This is a genomic window from Maricaulis sp. (assembly GCF_048269565.1).
In the GTDB taxonomy this organism is placed as follows: Bacteria; Pseudomonadota; Alphaproteobacteria; order Caulobacterales; family Maricaulaceae; genus Maricaulis.
In genome coordinates this window covers 68552-82503 of the sequence record NZ_JBLXIK010000004.1, presented here as the reverse complement: position 1 = coordinate 82503, position 13952 = coordinate 68552, and the positions used below count along the sequence as shown (strand labels likewise).

The following is a 13952-nucleotide window of genomic DNA, read 5'->3' as shown; positions in this document are numbered from 1 at the left end:
TTGCAAGACCTCATCGGCCAGGCACACAGCCGACCGCCCTTTAAACCGGGTCAGCAATCACCTATATTCCTCATGTCAGCTTGCTGACTATGGCGATAAACGCGCTCGTAATAACCAGACCGGACCCGGGGGCAGTACCCGGCGGCTCCACCATTACCTTCCGCTTGTATTGGCAAGCGAATATGGGGCCGAAACAGGATCGACGGATGGGTAAAGGAGACTGCTTTTGCCCGGGTGAGGCCCGATACAGGCTCATTCTTAAAGTTGCCAATGACAACTTTGCTGAAGAAGTCCGTCTCGCTGCCTAGTCAGCGCGTCTAACTTCGACATGAACTCCTGGGTGTTCGCACGCCCAGGCGGGGTCCGGAGGCACCTGGCAACAGAAGCCTCCACTTTTCCCTTTATTGATAACGCTTGCCGCTCTGGCCCGCGCTTGACGCACGACCCCGGCCACGGGGCAGACGGGGTTCGTCCGCGCGGCGCAAGAGCGCGGCTTTTATGGCTCGAGCTGGATGGGCACCGCCGCGCGCCTGCCCGTGCTGATTACCGGCTATGCGGCCGGGCTGACCGCGATATCGATCGGGTTGATCTGGCTGGGCGCGCGCTAGCGCCAGCGGCGAGATCCCGCGCCGGATTGCACACGGTTCTGGACCCGATTGTGGCTCTTCGCTTTCGTGAAACACCTCAAGACGCGCGCCAGAATTCTTAGTTGCGGCATTTTGTATTCACTACTCAAGCGAGTTGACTCTCGAACAATCTTGCATTGAATGAGGCCTCAACACCAAGGGGACATCCAATGAAAACGACAGCAGTAATCACAGCGCTCGCCATGGCGCTGGCAGTGTCCGGCTGCGCAAGCCGCGCCGGGTCAATTGCGCCTATGTCAATCTCGGCGAACGAGTACTCCGGCATGAGCTGCGAAGAAAATCGCGCCGAACTGCAGCTTGCACGTGACAGTGAGAACGCGCTCACTCGCCAGCAAAACAATGCGGCTACCGCCGATGCCGCTGCCGTTTTCCTGTTCTTGCTCCCGCTTGGCTCCGTATTCGGCGCCGATCGCTCCGGCGAACTCGCCCAGGTAAAGGGCGAGGTTCTGGCGCTCGAACGTGCGCTCCGCACCAACTGCCCTGCCGCATAAGACCAGAAGCCTGGCCGATGCATTGCGCCTGGTGGCTTAATCCTGCGTGTGAAGCCTTGGCCAGCGGCGCTTTCGCAGAGCTCGGCACATGATAAGCCGAAGCGACGGACAAGATATGAGGGCCCCTGCTTCGGGCGGGGGCTTTTTTTTGCGCGTGGAGCAATATGCGACGGATGCTTGGCGCGCTAGCGCCAGCCCGCCCCTCAACCTCCCCGACGTCTTGTGCAGTAGAACGACCAGAATGCGTTGACCTGTTCACGGCGTGCGATACGCTTGTGACAAGGGAAAAACGGGGATGTTCATGGCCAAGGATCTGATGCGCTACGACTTGATGGCGCAAGAGGCGCTGCGCGGCGTGGTCCGTCAGGCCCTGCTGCGTGCGGCCATGCCGCAAGGCTTGCCTGGCCCGCACCATTTCTACATCACCTTCCGCACCCGCGCGCCCGGTGTCGACCTCGATCCGTCGCTGCTGGAGAAGTATCCCGACGAGATGACAATCGTGCTGGAACACCAGTTCTGGGATCTCGAGGTCACCGATACCGGGTTTGAAGTGACGCTGAAATTCGGCGGCGTGCCGAAATATATCAAGATGCCCTATTCGGCGGTCTCGCGTTTCCATGACCCCAGCGTCGGCTTTCACCTCCAGTTCGAGCCTTCGCTTACGGGCGGCGACGGGGCCTCCGAAGGCGACTCACCGGCCAAGCCCGGCGCCAAGCCGGCTCCGGCCGATGGCGAGGCCGGCCAGGTTGTCAGCCTCGACAGCTTCCGCAAGAAGTGATGCCGGGCCAGCGTCCGGTCGCACCCGATCTCAGCGACGGGCCGGTCAACCGGCTCGATGCGGCACAGATTCGCGACCGCCTCACCAATATGGCCCAGCTCGAGCACGCCGCGACCCTGCTGGGGTTTCGCCTGCTCGACTTCTCGATCGATGAGGGCTGGCTCGAGGCCGAATTCAACCCCTCGCCCCAGGTCTCCAATCTGCGTGGCGGCGTGCAGGGCGGCATGATGTGCGCCATGCTCGACGAGGTGATGTCACTGGCGGTGCTGGTGCATCAGCGCTTCACGGTCGGTGTGCCAACCCTGGAAATGAAAACCAGCTTCCTGGCACCGCTGCCGCTGGCCCGCTGCCGCGCCCGCGGCCAGGCCCTGCGCGTCGGACGCAATGTCGCTTTCATGGAAGGCACGATCTGGACCGGCGACGATGTCGTGGCCGCCAAGGGCACGGCAACCTGCCAGGTGCGGCGTCCCCGGGCCCTGCGCGACAAGCTCTAGACGGAAAAGTCCGGCCTCACGCGTCCTCAAGCACGCGCTGGCGCACGGCCAGGGGCGGTGCGATCACCGGCGGGCATGGCAGTGGACGCGCGGTCACGCTCACCCGCGCATGGTCACCGGCATGCTTGGACACCAGCAGGCGGTCGATCAGGCTGCCATCGCGAAACACAACCCCGGTCAGCGCATCGAGCACCGCCCTGGCGACACAGTCGACATCGCCATCACCGCCATCGCCGGGCCGCTCGATGCGGATATCGACTTCATAGCTGCGGCCGCTCGGCTCGGCGCGCTTGAATTCATGGCGGAAGAATTCACCGATCAACGCCTTGAAGCGTCGCGTCTGCGTGGTCGGCGCATCGACGCGCAAATTGAGTTCGTCACCGGACATGAAAGCTATATTCGTCCCTGATTCCCGAGTGAAGAAACGCTGTGCCCCCACGGCGATGCGCATCATCGTCTTGATCCGTCATCTGTGAGTGATACACGTCCGACTATTCGTCCACCATCTTCGTCCGGCGCCACGCGCGCCGCAAGGAGCTTCCCCTCATGCGCGAGACCCGCACCGAAACCGACAGCTTTGGCCCGCTTGAAGTCCCAGGCGACAAGCTCTGGGGGGCGCAGACCGCGCGCTCGCTGATCAATTTCCCGATCGGCACCGAAACCATGCCGAAACCGCTGATCCGCGCGCTGGGTATCGTCAAATACAGCGCCGCACACGCCAATCAACGCCTCGACAATCTCGAGCCAAGACTGGCCGACGCCATCGCCCGGGCGGCGCTGGAAGTCGCCGAGGGCAAGCTGGACGATCATTTCCCGCTTTCCGTCTGGCAGACCGGTTCGGGCACGCAGTCGAACATGAATACCAATGAGGTTGTCTCCAATCGCGCCATCCAGATCCTCGGCGGCGAGGTCGGCTCGAAGGATCCGGTGCACCCGAATGATCACGTCAATCGTTCGCAATCCTCGAACGACACCTTCCCGACCGCGATGCATATCGCCGCTGCCGAAGAGATCACCCACCGGCTGATCCCGGCGCTGCAAAAGCTGCAGGCCGCCCTCAACGACAAGTCGCAGGCCTTCAAATCCATCATCAAGATCGGCCGAACCCATCTGCAGGACGCCACGCCGCTGACGCTGGGCCAGGAGTTCTCCGGCTATACCGCGATGGTCGCCAATTCGATCCGCCGCGTGGAAAGCGCCCTGCCGGCCCTGTGCGAACTGGCCCAGGGCGGCACCGCCGTCGGCACCGGGCTGAACACCAAGATCGGTTTCGCCGAGGCCTTCGCCGAGGAAGCCGCCGCCTTCACCAAAATCCCCTTCATCACCGCCCCCAACAAGTTCGAGGCGCTGGCGACCAAGGACGGGCTGGTCGAGGCGCATGGCACGCTCAATTCCGTCGCCGTCTCGCTGTTCAAGATCGCCAATGATATCCGCCTCCTGGGCTCGGGCCCCCGCTCCGGTCTCGGCGAGCTCGCCCTGCCGGAAAACGAGCCGGGCTCCTCGATCATGCCGGGCAAGGTCAATCCGACCCAGTGCGAGGCGCTGACCATGGTCTGCACCCAGGTGATGGGCAATAACACCACCGTCTCGATGGCCGGCAGCCAGGGCCATATGGAGCTCAATGTCTACAAGCCGGTGATCATCTTCAACGTGCTGCAGTCGATCCGCTTGCTGGCCGATGCCGCCGACAGCTTCACCGAACGCTGCATTGTCGGCATCAAGGCGCGCGAGGACAATATCGCCCTGCTGATGAACCGCTCGCTGATGCTGGTGACCGCGCTCAATTCCACCATCGGCTATGACAACGCCACCATCGTCGCCAAGACCGCCCACAAGAACGGCACCACCCTGCGCGAAGAAGCCGTCAAGCTCGGCTTCGTGACGGCGGAACAGTTCGACGCCATCGTGAAGCCGGAGAATATGCTGGGGCCGAAGGACTAGCGATGGGCAAGCCGGTCAATCTCAAACAGGCGCGCAAACGCAAGGCGCGCCTGGAAAAGGCGAAGAAGGCCGAAGCCAACCGGCTGCTGCACGGCCAGCCCAAGGCCGTGACCGATCTGGCCAAGGCGCGGGCGGAGAAAGCGGCGCGTGAGCTGGACGGGAAGAAGCTGGAGAGCTGATCACCTTGTGATCCTCACCAGCTCCGACGGCTGCGCCGCCACCTCTTCCATCAAGGAAGAGGAGGAGCCAGGCCGGACGTTCGCGATTATCGCCCTCCTCTTCCTTGATGGAAGAGGTGCCCCCGAAGGGGGCGGAGCTGGTGCAGATCGCAAAACTCAACCAACGCCCCCTAAAACCCCGAATTATACATCGGCCTTGTCCCGCGGCGGTCGCGGTATTCGGCGAGGAAGCGGGTGGCTTCTTCCGATTCGCTCAGACTTTCGAAATACAGGAAGGCCGCCGGCCGGACCGGCCAGTTGGCCTCCGGCTCGAGGCGGATCTGGCTGAAGGCGCCGCGCAGGGAGCGCGAGGAGGCGATCTTGAGCACGGAAGACGGGTCCGACTCGTCACGCAGCAGGACGTAGACGCCCGGCCGGTCGGGGACCCGGCGTTCACTCATCGCCGTAAACGGCAGGGGGGAGCTCCATTTGCGCATGGTGGTGAACCTGCCGGACAAAAGCTGCCGATTGGTAACCATGCGGCGGCATTCAGCAGCTGGCACTGCACATGGCCCGCTTGCCTGCCGGAGCGGGCTGGACGATGCTGCCGCCATGCCCCTGATCAAACGCTCAGTCTCGCTTGCCGGTCACCGCACCTCCCTGTCGCTGGAGCCGGAATTCTGGGCCGTGATCGATGCGGCGATCCGCGCCGAGGGCCTGTCGCTGGCCGGACTGATCGCGCAGATCGACGAAGCGCGCGGTCTGGAACCGCTCGCCTCCTCGATGCGGGTCTGGGCCCTGAGACGGGCGCAAGGGCTGTCGGACAGCTAGTGCCCGGGCCGGCGCTGGGCGGCGACGGTGAGAACATCCATTTCGGAGTCGAGATCAAACACGACCGGCTCATCGACGCCGCACTGCCAGCCGGCGGCGAGATAATCGGCAACATCGCGCGCGATCTGGTTGGCACCGGGCTGCTGCGCCGCCTCGACATAGGCGACATGGCAGGCGCCCGGCTCGCCATCGGGGCGCAAGGCCGAAACGGTGAGATACTGGCCGCCATCGCCGGGCTCGAAACCGGTGAAGATCGAGCGGTAGATCGTCGCAAAAGCCTCGCCCGACGGGGTCAGGCGCCATTCCATCACCTCACCGAGATCCTGGAACACACCCGAGCGCGGCGGGCCCTGGCGCCATTGCGCCTCGATACCGCGATCTGAATAGGCGACCGCAGCGCCGTGTTCGCCGGCGACGATATGCACCGTCCAGTCCCCATAGCCGGCGCAGTCGGCATAAAAGACCGGCTCGTCCTCGGCCTGACGGTGGGTACAATTGTCCTGGACGCGGACATAGGCGCTGTCATTGGCCTGGGCGAAGGCGGGCAGCGCGGTGAAGCCGGCGAGCGCCAGGGCGCTGACAAGGCTGAGTGAAATCGACTGGCGCATGGGATCTCCTGTTTTCACCTCACCCTAGACGCAAAGCGCGCCCCGAAGCCAGCCCGCATCATTGCCGGCCCTTGACCCTGACGGCCGGAGCACGGCAAATCGCTCCCGTGTCAAACGCGAACCCCAAAGCCTCCGGCCTCGACTTCCTCGCCCGTTCGATCCGCGAGGGCCGCGGCCCCGTGCTCTGGGTGCTGGGCATCCTCGTCGGCCTGGTCGCGGGCTATGCGACCATCGGACTGCGGCTGGGCATCAGCTTTTTCGAGCAGACCGCCTTTGGCGTCACCGAGGAGAACCTGGCCAGCCAGGCGGCGACCCTGTCCTATCTGCGCCTGATCCTGATCCCGCTCGCCACCGGCATCGTGATCGCCTCGCTATATTATCTCGGCCTGCGCCTGGGCCTGATGACCGAGCCCTATGGCAAGGCCGTCGCCGACGTGCTCGAGGCGCGCGCCGTCAAGGGCGGCAAGGTGGAGCTCCGCTCCGGCCTGTATTCGGCCCTGTTGTCGGCGATCTCGCTCGGCGGCGGCGCCAGTGCCGGACGCGAGGGCCCGGCGGTGCATCTGGGCGGCACAATGGGGTCCGCGCTGGCCGCCTGGCTCGACATGCCCGCCCGCGCCAGCCGCATCCTGCTCGCCTGCGGCGCCGCCGCCGCGGTCTCGGCCAGTTTCAACGCCCCGGTCGCCGGTGCCCTGTTCGCCTTTGAGGTCGTGCTCGGCCATTACGCCCTGCGCTCGATCGCGCCGGTCGCGGTCGCCAGCGTCGTCGGCGCGCTGATCCTGCGCCACCATCTCGGCGAGGATCCGGTGTTCGGGCATTTGCCGATCGCCCCGGTCGGACTGTGGGATTATCCCGCCGCCGCCGTGCTCGGCATTGCTGCGGCCGGCCTGGCGGTGGTGTTTGATCGCGGCATGCTGCACGGGCCCGCCATCGTCACTGGCTGGGCCGACAGGATCGGCTTTCCCCACTGGATGCTGCCGGTGCCCGGCGGACTGCTGGTCGGCCTGATTGCGCTGGTCGCACCGGAGATTCTCGGCGTCGGCTATGAGGCGACGTCCAACGCCCTGAACGTGGTCTATCCGCTCGCCTTCCTGTTGCTGCTGATCGCGCTGAAGGTGATCGCGACCACCATCACCCTCTCCTTCCGCTTCGCCGGCGGCGTATTCTCGCCCTCGATCTATCTCGGCGCCATGCTGGGTTCGGCCTTCGGCCTGGTGATGGTGACGCTGTTCGGCGACGCCACCGCCGGGGCCGGTTTCTTCGCGGTGATCGGCATGGGCGCGGTCGCCGGTGCCGTGCTCGGCGCGCCGCTTTCCACGACGCTGATCGTGTTCGAGCTCACCTCCAGCTATGAGGCTTCGGTGGCAGTGCTGGTCTCGGTCTCGCTGGCGACGATCCTGACCCAGTCGGCGCTCGGCGGCTCGCTGTTCCAGCGCCAGGTGATGGGGCGCGGCTATGATATTTCCGGCGGGTCCAGCCGCCTGGTGCTGCAGACGGTACGGGTGCGCGATTTCATGCTCTCGCTGGATCAGTGGGGCAAATCGGAACTGGTGATCGAGACCTGCCTCTATGAGGACGACACGCTGGGCAAGGCGATGGGCCTGCTCGATGCGGAACAGATGGACGGCGCCCCGGTGCGCAGCCGCGTCGGTGACCAGCCCGTTATCGGCTGGGTCACCAAGGCCGACGCCCAGGCCGCCTATGCCCGCCGCCTCGCCGAGATCAGCGAAGAGGAACATCGCTGATTGCAGAAAGCGCGAATTCGCGTCAGCTGATTATCCGTCTGGAAAGATTGTTGGGCTATCACCGGGCGGATGGATGCACAGCCGCACGAAATGACGGGGGAAATTCCGGTTCTGGGCCAGGGCGAACTCAGCCCTGACGCCCTGCGTGCTGCCAATATCAATCCCGCAACCGGTCTGGCGACCGACTATCTCAATCACTTCAACGAAGTGATGATGCTGATGGAAATGCTGCCCGACATGCCCGATTGCGCCGAGGACGTGCTCGACTGGGCCCCGGCCGATTATGCCGGGCATTTCACCAATTCCAGCTTCAAGGACAAGGACCTCGCCGTGCGCGCCTACGCCGCCGCACCGCGCCATGTCCGGGCGCATCTGGTAACGCTGGTACTGCAGATCGAGGCCGAGGTTGCCCGGGCGCAGGACATGCTGCGCGAACAGACCGGCAGCGCCGCCTGCGACGCCGTCGCCCGGCTCGCCACCGACAGCATCAAGCCGCTGATCGCCGCCGCCTCGGGCGCCATTCATGGCCAGGTCGAGGGCGAGGACGATTATCACGATGAAAGCGTCCAGGCCGGCGTCGACGCCCTGTTCGGCTAGAACGAGGCCGGCCTCCCTGCGGAACCCCAGTCCGGCAGATGTCAAGGCCACCACCGGGTCATCGGGCGCCGCTCCGGCGCAAAAAATCCGGTTGCCGTGACAACAGACACACGCAATTTCATATTGTATGAGTAGGGTTAACGCTCAAAGCCATCAATTATTCCAGTGATATTTCGATCCACGAATAAAGAGATTTCCATTATGCCTCGCCTGACACTGGTACCCCCGACGCCGCACCAGCCGCATCCCTGCCCGGTTGAGGAAGTTCGGGAAATTATCGCCGAACTCTACGAGGCGCGTGATGGCGAGACAGACGGCCCCGCCGTATTGTGGCTGGTCAATGACCTGATGACGTGCTGCGAGAGCCGGGTCGAGGCCCATGATGCCGATCCGGCCGCCAGCCACCAGGCCATTCTCGCGCGGCGGAATTTCCTCTCGCGCCTGACCGGGTTCGCCGAGGATATCCGCCGCTCCAATGGCGAGATCAGCGATGAATTCCTCGCCTTTCTCGCCACCACGCCGGCGGCGATCGGCGATTACACGACCAATTAGGGCCAATCGCGGCCGGCACTGCGTCGGGGCGGCCGGCGAATGCGAACAAAAAACGAACAATTGCACATCCCCGGCTTGGGATTGCGCGTCATTCAGTCCAGACTAGGCGATTGAACCGACTCGCTATCGACAGGCTGGCATGACTTCGCTCTCCATTTCCGACATGGCGCGCCCGGCGCCGCCCTCGCCCTATCTCGAAGGGCTCAATGCCGAGCAGCGCCAGGCCGTCGAGGCGCTCGACGGGGCCGTGCTGGTGCTCGCCGGCGCCGGCACCGGCAAGACCCGCGTGCTCACCACCCGCCTCGCCCACATCCTCGCCACCGGCCGGGCACGGCCGTGGGAAATCCTCGCCGTCACCTTCACCAACAAGGCGGCGCGCGAGATGAAGGAGCGCGTCGGCAAGATCATCGGCGAAGCCGTCGAGGGCGTGCCTTGGATGGGCACTTTCCACTCGGTCTCGGCCCAGATCCTGCGCCGCCATGCCGAACTGGTCGGCCTGAAATCAAGCTTCACCATTATCGATACCGATGACCAGCTGCGGCTGATGAAACAGATCATCCAGGCCGAGGGCATTGACGAAAAGCGCTGGACGCCGCGCCATCTCGCCTCGGTGATCGATGGCTGGAAAAATCGCGGCCTGATGCCGGACCAGCTCGGCGAGGAAGACAAATACGCCTTCGCCGAAGGCCGCGGCAAAGATCTCTACGCCCTGTACCAGGCGCGACTGAAAGTGCTCAATTGCTGCGATTTCGGCGATCTCCTGCTGCACACCTTGCACATCCTGAAAGACAATCCGGACGTGCTCGCCGACTACCACCGCAAATTCCGCTATCTTCTGGTCGACGAGTATCAGGATACAAACGTCGCCCAGTATATGTGGCTGCGCCTGCTCGCACGCGGCACCGGAAACCTGTGCTGCGTCGGCGATGACGACCAGTCCATCTATGGCTGGCGCGGCGCCGAGGTCGACAATATCCTGCGCTTCGACAAGGATTTCCCCGGCGCCACCGTGGTGCGGCTGGAACGCAATTACCGCTCGACCGAACACATTCTCGGCGCCGCCTCCGGCCTGATCTCCGCCAATCGCGACCGGCTCGGCAAAACGCTGTGGACCGATGAGGAAGGCGGCGAGAAAGTCCAGGTGCGCGGCCTGTGGGATGGCGAGGCGGAAGCGCGTTTTGTCGCCGAGGAATGCGAGAACTGGGTCTCGTCCGGTCGCTCCTATGCCGATATCGCCATCCTGGTGCGCGCCTCCTGGCAGATGCGCGCCTTTGAAGAGCGCTTCATCATGCTCGGCCTGCCCTACAAGGTGATCGGCGGCCCGCGCTTCTTCGAACGCGCCGAAGTGCGCGATGCCCACGCCTATTTGCGTCTCGTGCGCTCGCCGGAAGATGATCTCGCCTTCGAACGGATCGTCAACACGCCCAAGCGCGGCATTGGCGAGACCAGCGTCCAGAAGATCGCCATGCTGGCGCGCGAGCTGCAGGTGCCGATGACCGAGGCGACGCGGATCATGGTCGGCACCGACGAGATCCGCGGCAAGGCGCGCACCAGCCTGCAGGTCTTCCTGCGCGATCTGGCGCGCTGGCGCGATCTGTCCGAAACCAGCCCGCTCAACGAGATGGCCGAGATCATCCTCGACGAGAGCGGCTACACCGCCATGTGGCGCGAGGACAAGACGCCCCAGGCCGCCGGCCGGCTGGAAAACCTCAAGGAACTGGTCTCCTCGATGGCCGAATGGGACACGCTCGAAGCCTATCTCGAACACGTCGCCCTCGTCACCGATGCCGATCGCGCGGTGAGCGAGGACGAGGTCTCGCTGATGACGCTGCACGGCGCCAAGGGCCTGGAATTCCCCCTCGTCTTCCTGCCCGGCTGGGAAGAGACCGTCTTCCCTTCGCAGCGCTCGCTCGATGAAGGCGGCACCAAATCCCTCGAGGAAGAACGCCGCCTCGCCTATGTCGGCATCACACGCGCCCGCGAACGCGCCATCATCACCTTCACCGCCAACCGCATGATCTATGGCCGCTGGCAGAGCGTCCTGCCCTCACGCTTCATCGACGAGCTGCCGCACGACCATGTCGAGGCCAGATCCGAGACCGGCTATTATGAAGGCGGCGGCCCCGGCTTCGAAAACGTCCGCCAGACCGCCGATCCGATGGCGTCGAGCTATTCCAGCCCCGGCTGGAAACGCTACCAGGCCTCAGCCCAGGAAAACCGCAAATCCGCCCCGCCCACCATCAACGCCAAGGCCAACCTGATCGAAAGCGGCCCCGTCGGCCCCGGCAGCGGCAAATGGAAAGCCGGCGACCGCGTGTTCCACGAGAAGTTCGGCTACGGCCGCATCAAGACGGCGGACGGGTCCAAGCTTACCGTCGCGTTCGACAAGGCCGGGGTGAAGAAGGTGGTGGAGAGTTTTGTGCGGGAGCTGCCGTAGGGGGCGGCGGAGCCAAGGGGAAACCGTGCACTTCGTCGTGGGTTGCCCGATACAGGAAGCTTTCAGATGCGGGCGCGCAGCTCCTTCAGCGAAATGATTTCAAGTCTTGATCCGCCGGAAATCTGCGCCTGCGCCTTTTTGTAGATCGCACTGCGACGCATCCCAATGGTTAGTTCATCCCCAACCCAAATGAGCTTGGTGGTAGATTTCCCCAAGCCGGCCATGATTCTCGCTCCCAGTCCGGCAAGCTCTTTTTCTAGGACACCGTCGGGGGGCGCCCCCCAAATTACAATACACTCCCCGACCAGTGGGCCCTCGGAAGCCGGCGCAGGGCGATTAGCTTTTGAAGTCGGCGCCTGATTTTGGCGGCTGATATGTGGTTTGGCTTTGCCCACACCAAAGTCAATCCATCCGTGGTTGGGGATCGCAAGCCGAACACCAAAATTCCCCTTATCATGCTGGTTCGTCCGCCAACCTCCTACAATTTTCACATCGCAAGCGACTCGATTGATACCGTCTTCCGTCATTTGAGTGCCGACTCGTTTCGCCTGCGCTCTGGGCAGATAAGCGACGGTCGATCCTCCGATTCGGATGGCCACAGCATTTCGGTCATGTGGATTTGCTGGTTCCCGCAGCAACTCCGCTTCAACCTCCAAGTCCTGGCCTTGGCGACTGAAGCCACCGCAGATGGATTCAAGCTTATCTTGGTAATAAGCCTCCCCTACGGCTTCCATAGGATAACTGCCACTTCTCCAGTTGATCTTTCCGATAGCGGCGGAGCCTCTCCGACTTGTGGCTGCCTCGTTCTGAAAGGCAGATTTATGTCCAAGAAGCCAGCTAAACAGTCCCACTGGCGACTCCCTTCCCAAACCATCCTCCCGGACAATTCTCCGAGAGGAGCCAGAGGACCAGCCCTTCAGCCTGCAGGAAATTAGCTCACTTGGCCCAATTTTGAAAACAACTCGCGGCCCACATCATTGCACGGGCCAATAGCCAGCGCGCTCTGGAGGTACACCCCCTCGGAATGACCCAATTCAAAAAAACCTTTGCTGCTCCCTTGCCGTGAGGAGAGGATCCGGCGGAGCCGGGGGTGAGGCGGGGCTTGTGGACGGGTCAGGACTGGCGCCACTCCCGCCCAATCGCCGACCGGCGATCTTGCCCGCCTCATCCGCCCTTCGGGCACCTTCTCCTCACGGAGAAGGAAGGGTGGTGGCTGTCCCCGCCCTCCATCACAAAATCACCTGCCGCAACAACCCCTTCCCCCGCCACCGCCGCCACTTGTCCCCGCCCCCGCCAAGCGCACCCATAATACCCCCACGCTTCGCCCCGACCGGTGCACAGGAACAGGCAGGCGGGTGGCGCCGGGTTGGTCTTGATCAGACCGCCCTTAATTGGCCGGAAGGCCGGGCTTCACCGGGTTGTGGACGGTCCCCCGGGACGCATGCACCAATATACCAACGCAGACTTCCCGATGGATCGTCCGCAATGCCCGAAAACGCCGATGCCGCATGGCATGGAGTACTTGCCTATGAAAAACCTAAACCTTTGTCATCCCGGCCGGATGCCCGGACGCGGGAACGATCCGGGCGTAGAGCCTGGACCTACCCGCTATTCCAGCTGGTCTCACGGGTAGGTCCCTGATCTGCGCCCCGCATGCGCGGGGCATCCGTCCGGGATGACAATTCGATTTTGGAGTAGATGGGCCTCACCCAATGACAAGTCAGTTGAAACGCACACAACAAACGTCCAAACCACCACCAAACCACCAGGGAACGAGCCCATGAGCACCATCTGGCGCCTCACCGCCTTTGCCGATTTCAGGACGCTGGGCGATGCCGTCGAGCGGCTGGACGAGATTGATCCGCCGATTGCGCTGTCCTGGCTGTTGTTTGACGAGGGCGATGCGGCGCGGATGGATGTGTTGTTCCAGGCGCGGCCCGATGAGGCGGCCTTCCGCGCGGCCTCGGGGCTTGCCGGCGATGTTGCCATCACGGTCGAGCCGATGCCGGACGAGGACTGGGTGCGGATCTCGCTTGAGGGGCTCAAGCCGGTGGATGCCGGGCGGTTCGTGCTGTTCGGCGCCCATGACCGCGAGGCGGTGGCGCCGGGCCAGATCGGGATCGAGATCGAGGCCGGGCCGGCCTTCGGCACCGGTCATCACGGCACCACGCGCGGCTGCCTGATCGCCTTTGACGAGATGCTCGATGCCGGCTTCGATCCGAAGACCGTGTTCGACCTCGGTTGCGGCACCGCAGCGCTGGCCATCGCCGCCGCCAAGGTGCTGCCCGACGCCGAGATCCTCGCCTCGGACATCGATCCGGAAGCGGTCGAGGAAAGCGCCGAGAATTGCGTCAAGAACGGCACGCCGGGCATTGATTGCTTTGTCGCCGAAGGCCTCGATCACCCCAAACTTGCCGGGCGCGAATTCGAGTTGATCTTTGCCAATATCCTCGCCGGTCCGCTGGTCGATCTGGCACCGGGAATCGCGAAAGCCCTGGCACCGGGCGGCCGCGTCATCCTGTCCGGTCTGTTGACCGAACAGGAGAGCTGGGTCAGCGCCGCCTATCGCGCCGCCGGCCTCGACGTGCGCCGTCAGACGCCGCTGGAAGGCTGGGAAACCCTGGTCGCCACCCGCGGATGATCAGCGGATGACGCGGTGATGATCCGGGGATGATC

Annotated in this window: 15 protein-coding genes and 1 other RNA gene; 12 read left to right on the top strand and 4 right to left on the bottom strand. The window is 63.9% G+C overall.

The annotated features are described in order from the left end of the window. Positions 1-35 precede the first annotated feature (35 nt). The 4 genes from ssrA to ACN0YL_RS09615 all read left to right on the top strand — a co-directional run bounded on the left by ssrA (position 36) and on the right by ACN0YL_RS09615 (position 2410). Positions 36-394, top strand: a transfer-messenger RNA (tmRNA) gene (ssrA, locus tag ACN0YL_RS09630). Positions 395-796: 402 nt separating this feature from the next. Beyond that, a complete protein-coding gene (locus ACN0YL_RS09625; RefSeq protein ID WP_417497834.1) occupies positions 797-1138 on the top strand; it encodes a hypothetical protein in 342 nt (113 codons plus the stop codon). A gap of 301 nt (positions 1139-1439) precedes the next feature. Continuing rightward, the gene (locus ACN0YL_RS09620) at positions 1440-1916 is read left to right on the top strand and encodes an SspB family protein (protein ID WP_417491246.1); all 477 of its coding nucleotides are present in this window, start codon (positions 1440-1442) and stop codon (positions 1914-1916) included. Next, positions 1916-2410, top strand: coding sequence for a PaaI family thioesterase (locus ACN0YL_RS09615; protein ID WP_417491245.1), 495 nt, complete (start codon positions 1916-1918; stop codon positions 2408-2410). Before ACN0YL_RS09620 ends, ACN0YL_RS09615 begins: the two co-directional genes overlap by 1 nt. Before the next feature lie 16 nt (positions 2411-2426). On the opposite strand, the gene ACN0YL_RS09610 is transcribed toward ACN0YL_RS09615, so the two are convergent. Beyond that, on the bottom strand, positions 2427-2798 hold the full coding sequence (locus ACN0YL_RS09610; RefSeq protein WP_417469900.1) for a RusA family crossover junction endodeoxyribonuclease: 372 nt from the start codon (positions 2796-2798) through the stop codon (positions 2427-2429). Between the two features lie 158 nt (positions 2799-2956). Between ACN0YL_RS09610 and fumC the strand changes: the two genes are divergently transcribed. Then, complete coding sequence (gene fumC / locus ACN0YL_RS09605) at positions 2957-4351, top strand: class II fumarate hydratase (RefSeq protein WP_417497833.1); 1395 nt, start codon at positions 2957-2959, stop codon at positions 4349-4351. A gap of 2 nt (positions 4352-4353) precedes the next feature. Next, positions 4354-4530, top strand: coding sequence for a DUF4169 family protein (locus tag ACN0YL_RS09600; RefSeq protein WP_417491243.1), 177 nt, complete (start codon positions 4354-4356; stop codon positions 4528-4530). A 170-nt stretch (positions 4531-4700) separates the two neighbouring features. On the opposite strand, the gene ACN0YL_RS09595 is transcribed toward ACN0YL_RS09600, so the two are convergent. Beyond that, positions 4701-5048 carry a hypothetical protein gene (locus ACN0YL_RS09595; protein ID WP_417497832.1) on the bottom strand — a complete coding sequence of 116 codons (348 nt, stop codon included), beginning with the start codon at positions 5046-5048 and terminating at the stop codon, positions 4701-4703. A 73-nt stretch (positions 5049-5121) separates the two neighbouring features. On the opposite strand from ACN0YL_RS09595, the gene ACN0YL_RS09590 reads away from it, so the two are divergent. Beyond that, a complete protein-coding gene (locus ACN0YL_RS09590) occupies positions 5122-5340 on the top strand; it encodes a ribbon-helix-helix domain-containing protein (protein ID WP_417497831.1) in 219 nt (72 codons plus the stop codon). On the opposite strand, the gene ACN0YL_RS09585 is transcribed toward ACN0YL_RS09590, so the two are convergent. Then, positions 5337-5948 (bottom strand): hypothetical protein, encoded by a 612-nt coding sequence (locus ACN0YL_RS09585; protein ID WP_417497830.1) that lies wholly within the window; start codon positions 5946-5948, stop codon positions 5337-5339. The genes ACN0YL_RS09590 and ACN0YL_RS09585 overlap by 4 nt on opposite strands. A 107-nt stretch (positions 5949-6055) precedes the next feature. Between ACN0YL_RS09585 and ACN0YL_RS09580 the strand changes: the two genes are divergently transcribed. The 4 genes from ACN0YL_RS09580 to ACN0YL_RS09565 all read left to right on the top strand — a co-directional run bounded on the left by ACN0YL_RS09580 (position 6056) and on the right by ACN0YL_RS09565 (position 11276). Next, positions 6056-7690 carry a chloride channel protein gene (locus ACN0YL_RS09580; protein ID WP_417497829.1) on the top strand — a complete coding sequence of 545 codons (1635 nt, stop codon included), beginning with the start codon at positions 6056-6058 and terminating at the stop codon, positions 7688-7690. A 90-nt stretch (positions 7691-7780) separates the two neighbouring features. Continuing rightward, on the top strand, positions 7781-8287 hold the full coding sequence (locus ACN0YL_RS09575) for a hypothetical protein (RefSeq protein ID WP_417491238.1): 507 nt from the start codon (positions 7781-7783) through the stop codon (positions 8285-8287). Positions 8288-8488: 201 nt separating this feature from the next. Then, on the top strand, positions 8489-8839 hold the full coding sequence (locus ACN0YL_RS09570; protein WP_417497828.1) for a hypothetical protein: 351 nt from the start codon (positions 8489-8491) through the stop codon (positions 8837-8839). 139 nt (positions 8840-8978) lie between these two features. Further along, entirely contained in the window at positions 8979-11276 is a 2298-nt protein-coding gene (locus tag ACN0YL_RS09565) for an ATP-dependent helicase (protein WP_417497827.1), read from the top strand. A 62-nt stretch (positions 11277-11338) separates the two neighbouring features. Here ACN0YL_RS09565 and ACN0YL_RS09560 read toward each other — a convergent pair whose 3' ends face one another. Continuing rightward, complete coding sequence (locus tag ACN0YL_RS09560) at positions 11339-12127, bottom strand: HIRAN domain-containing protein (RefSeq protein WP_417497826.1); 789 nt, start codon at positions 12125-12127, stop codon at positions 11339-11341. A gap of 929 nt (positions 12128-13056) precedes the next feature. Here ACN0YL_RS09560 and ACN0YL_RS09555 point away from each other — a divergent pair. Then, entirely contained in the window at positions 13057-13917 is an 861-nt protein-coding gene (locus tag ACN0YL_RS09555) for a 50S ribosomal protein L11 methyltransferase (RefSeq protein ID WP_417497825.1), read from the top strand. Positions 13918-13952 lie beyond the last annotated feature (35 nt).

Excerpts from the sequence above, each read along its gene's own strand:
- ACN0YL_RS09625 (WP_417497834.1), top strand. The coding sequence starts at position 797 with ATGAAAACGACAGCAGTAATCACAGCGCTCGCCATGGCGCTGGCAGTG.
- ACN0YL_RS09620 (WP_417491246.1), top strand. The coding sequence starts at position 1,440 with ATGGCCAAGGATCTGATGCGCTACGACTTGATGGCGCAAGAGGCGCTG.
- ACN0YL_RS09615 (WP_417491245.1), top strand. The coding sequence starts at position 1,916 with ATGCCGGGCCAGCGTCCGGTCGCACCCGATCTCAGCGACGGGCCGGTC.
- ACN0YL_RS09610 (WP_417469900.1), bottom strand. The coding sequence starts at position 2,798 with ATGTCCGGTGACGAACTCAATTTGCGCGTCGATGCGCCGACCACGCAG.
- fumC (WP_417497833.1), top strand. The coding sequence starts at position 2,957 with ATGCGCGAGACCCGCACCGAAACCGACAGCTTTGGCCCGCTTGAAGTC.
- ACN0YL_RS09600 (WP_417491243.1), top strand. The coding sequence starts at position 4,354 with ATGGGCAAGCCGGTCAATCTCAAACAGGCGCGCAAACGCAAGGCGCGC.
- ACN0YL_RS09595 (WP_417497832.1), bottom strand. The coding sequence starts at position 5,048 with ATGGTTACCAATCGGCAGCTTTTGTCCGGCAGGTTCACCACCATGCGC.
- ACN0YL_RS09590 (WP_417497831.1), top strand. The coding sequence starts at position 5,122 with ATGCCCCTGATCAAACGCTCAGTCTCGCTTGCCGGTCACCGCACCTCC.
- ACN0YL_RS09585 (WP_417497830.1), bottom strand. The coding sequence starts at position 5,948 with ATGCGCCAGTCGATTTCACTCAGCCTTGTCAGCGCCCTGGCGCTCGCC.
- ACN0YL_RS09575 (WP_417491238.1), top strand. The coding sequence starts at position 7,781 with ATGACGGGGGAAATTCCGGTTCTGGGCCAGGGCGAACTCAGCCCTGAC.
- ACN0YL_RS09570 (WP_417497828.1), top strand. The coding sequence starts at position 8,489 with ATGCCTCGCCTGACACTGGTACCCCCGACGCCGCACCAGCCGCATCCC.
- ACN0YL_RS09565 (WP_417497827.1), top strand. The coding sequence starts at position 8,979 with ATGACTTCGCTCTCCATTTCCGACATGGCGCGCCCGGCGCCGCCCTCG.
- ACN0YL_RS09555 (WP_417497825.1), top strand. The coding sequence starts at position 13,057 with ATGAGCACCATCTGGCGCCTCACCGCCTTTGCCGATTTCAGGACGCTG.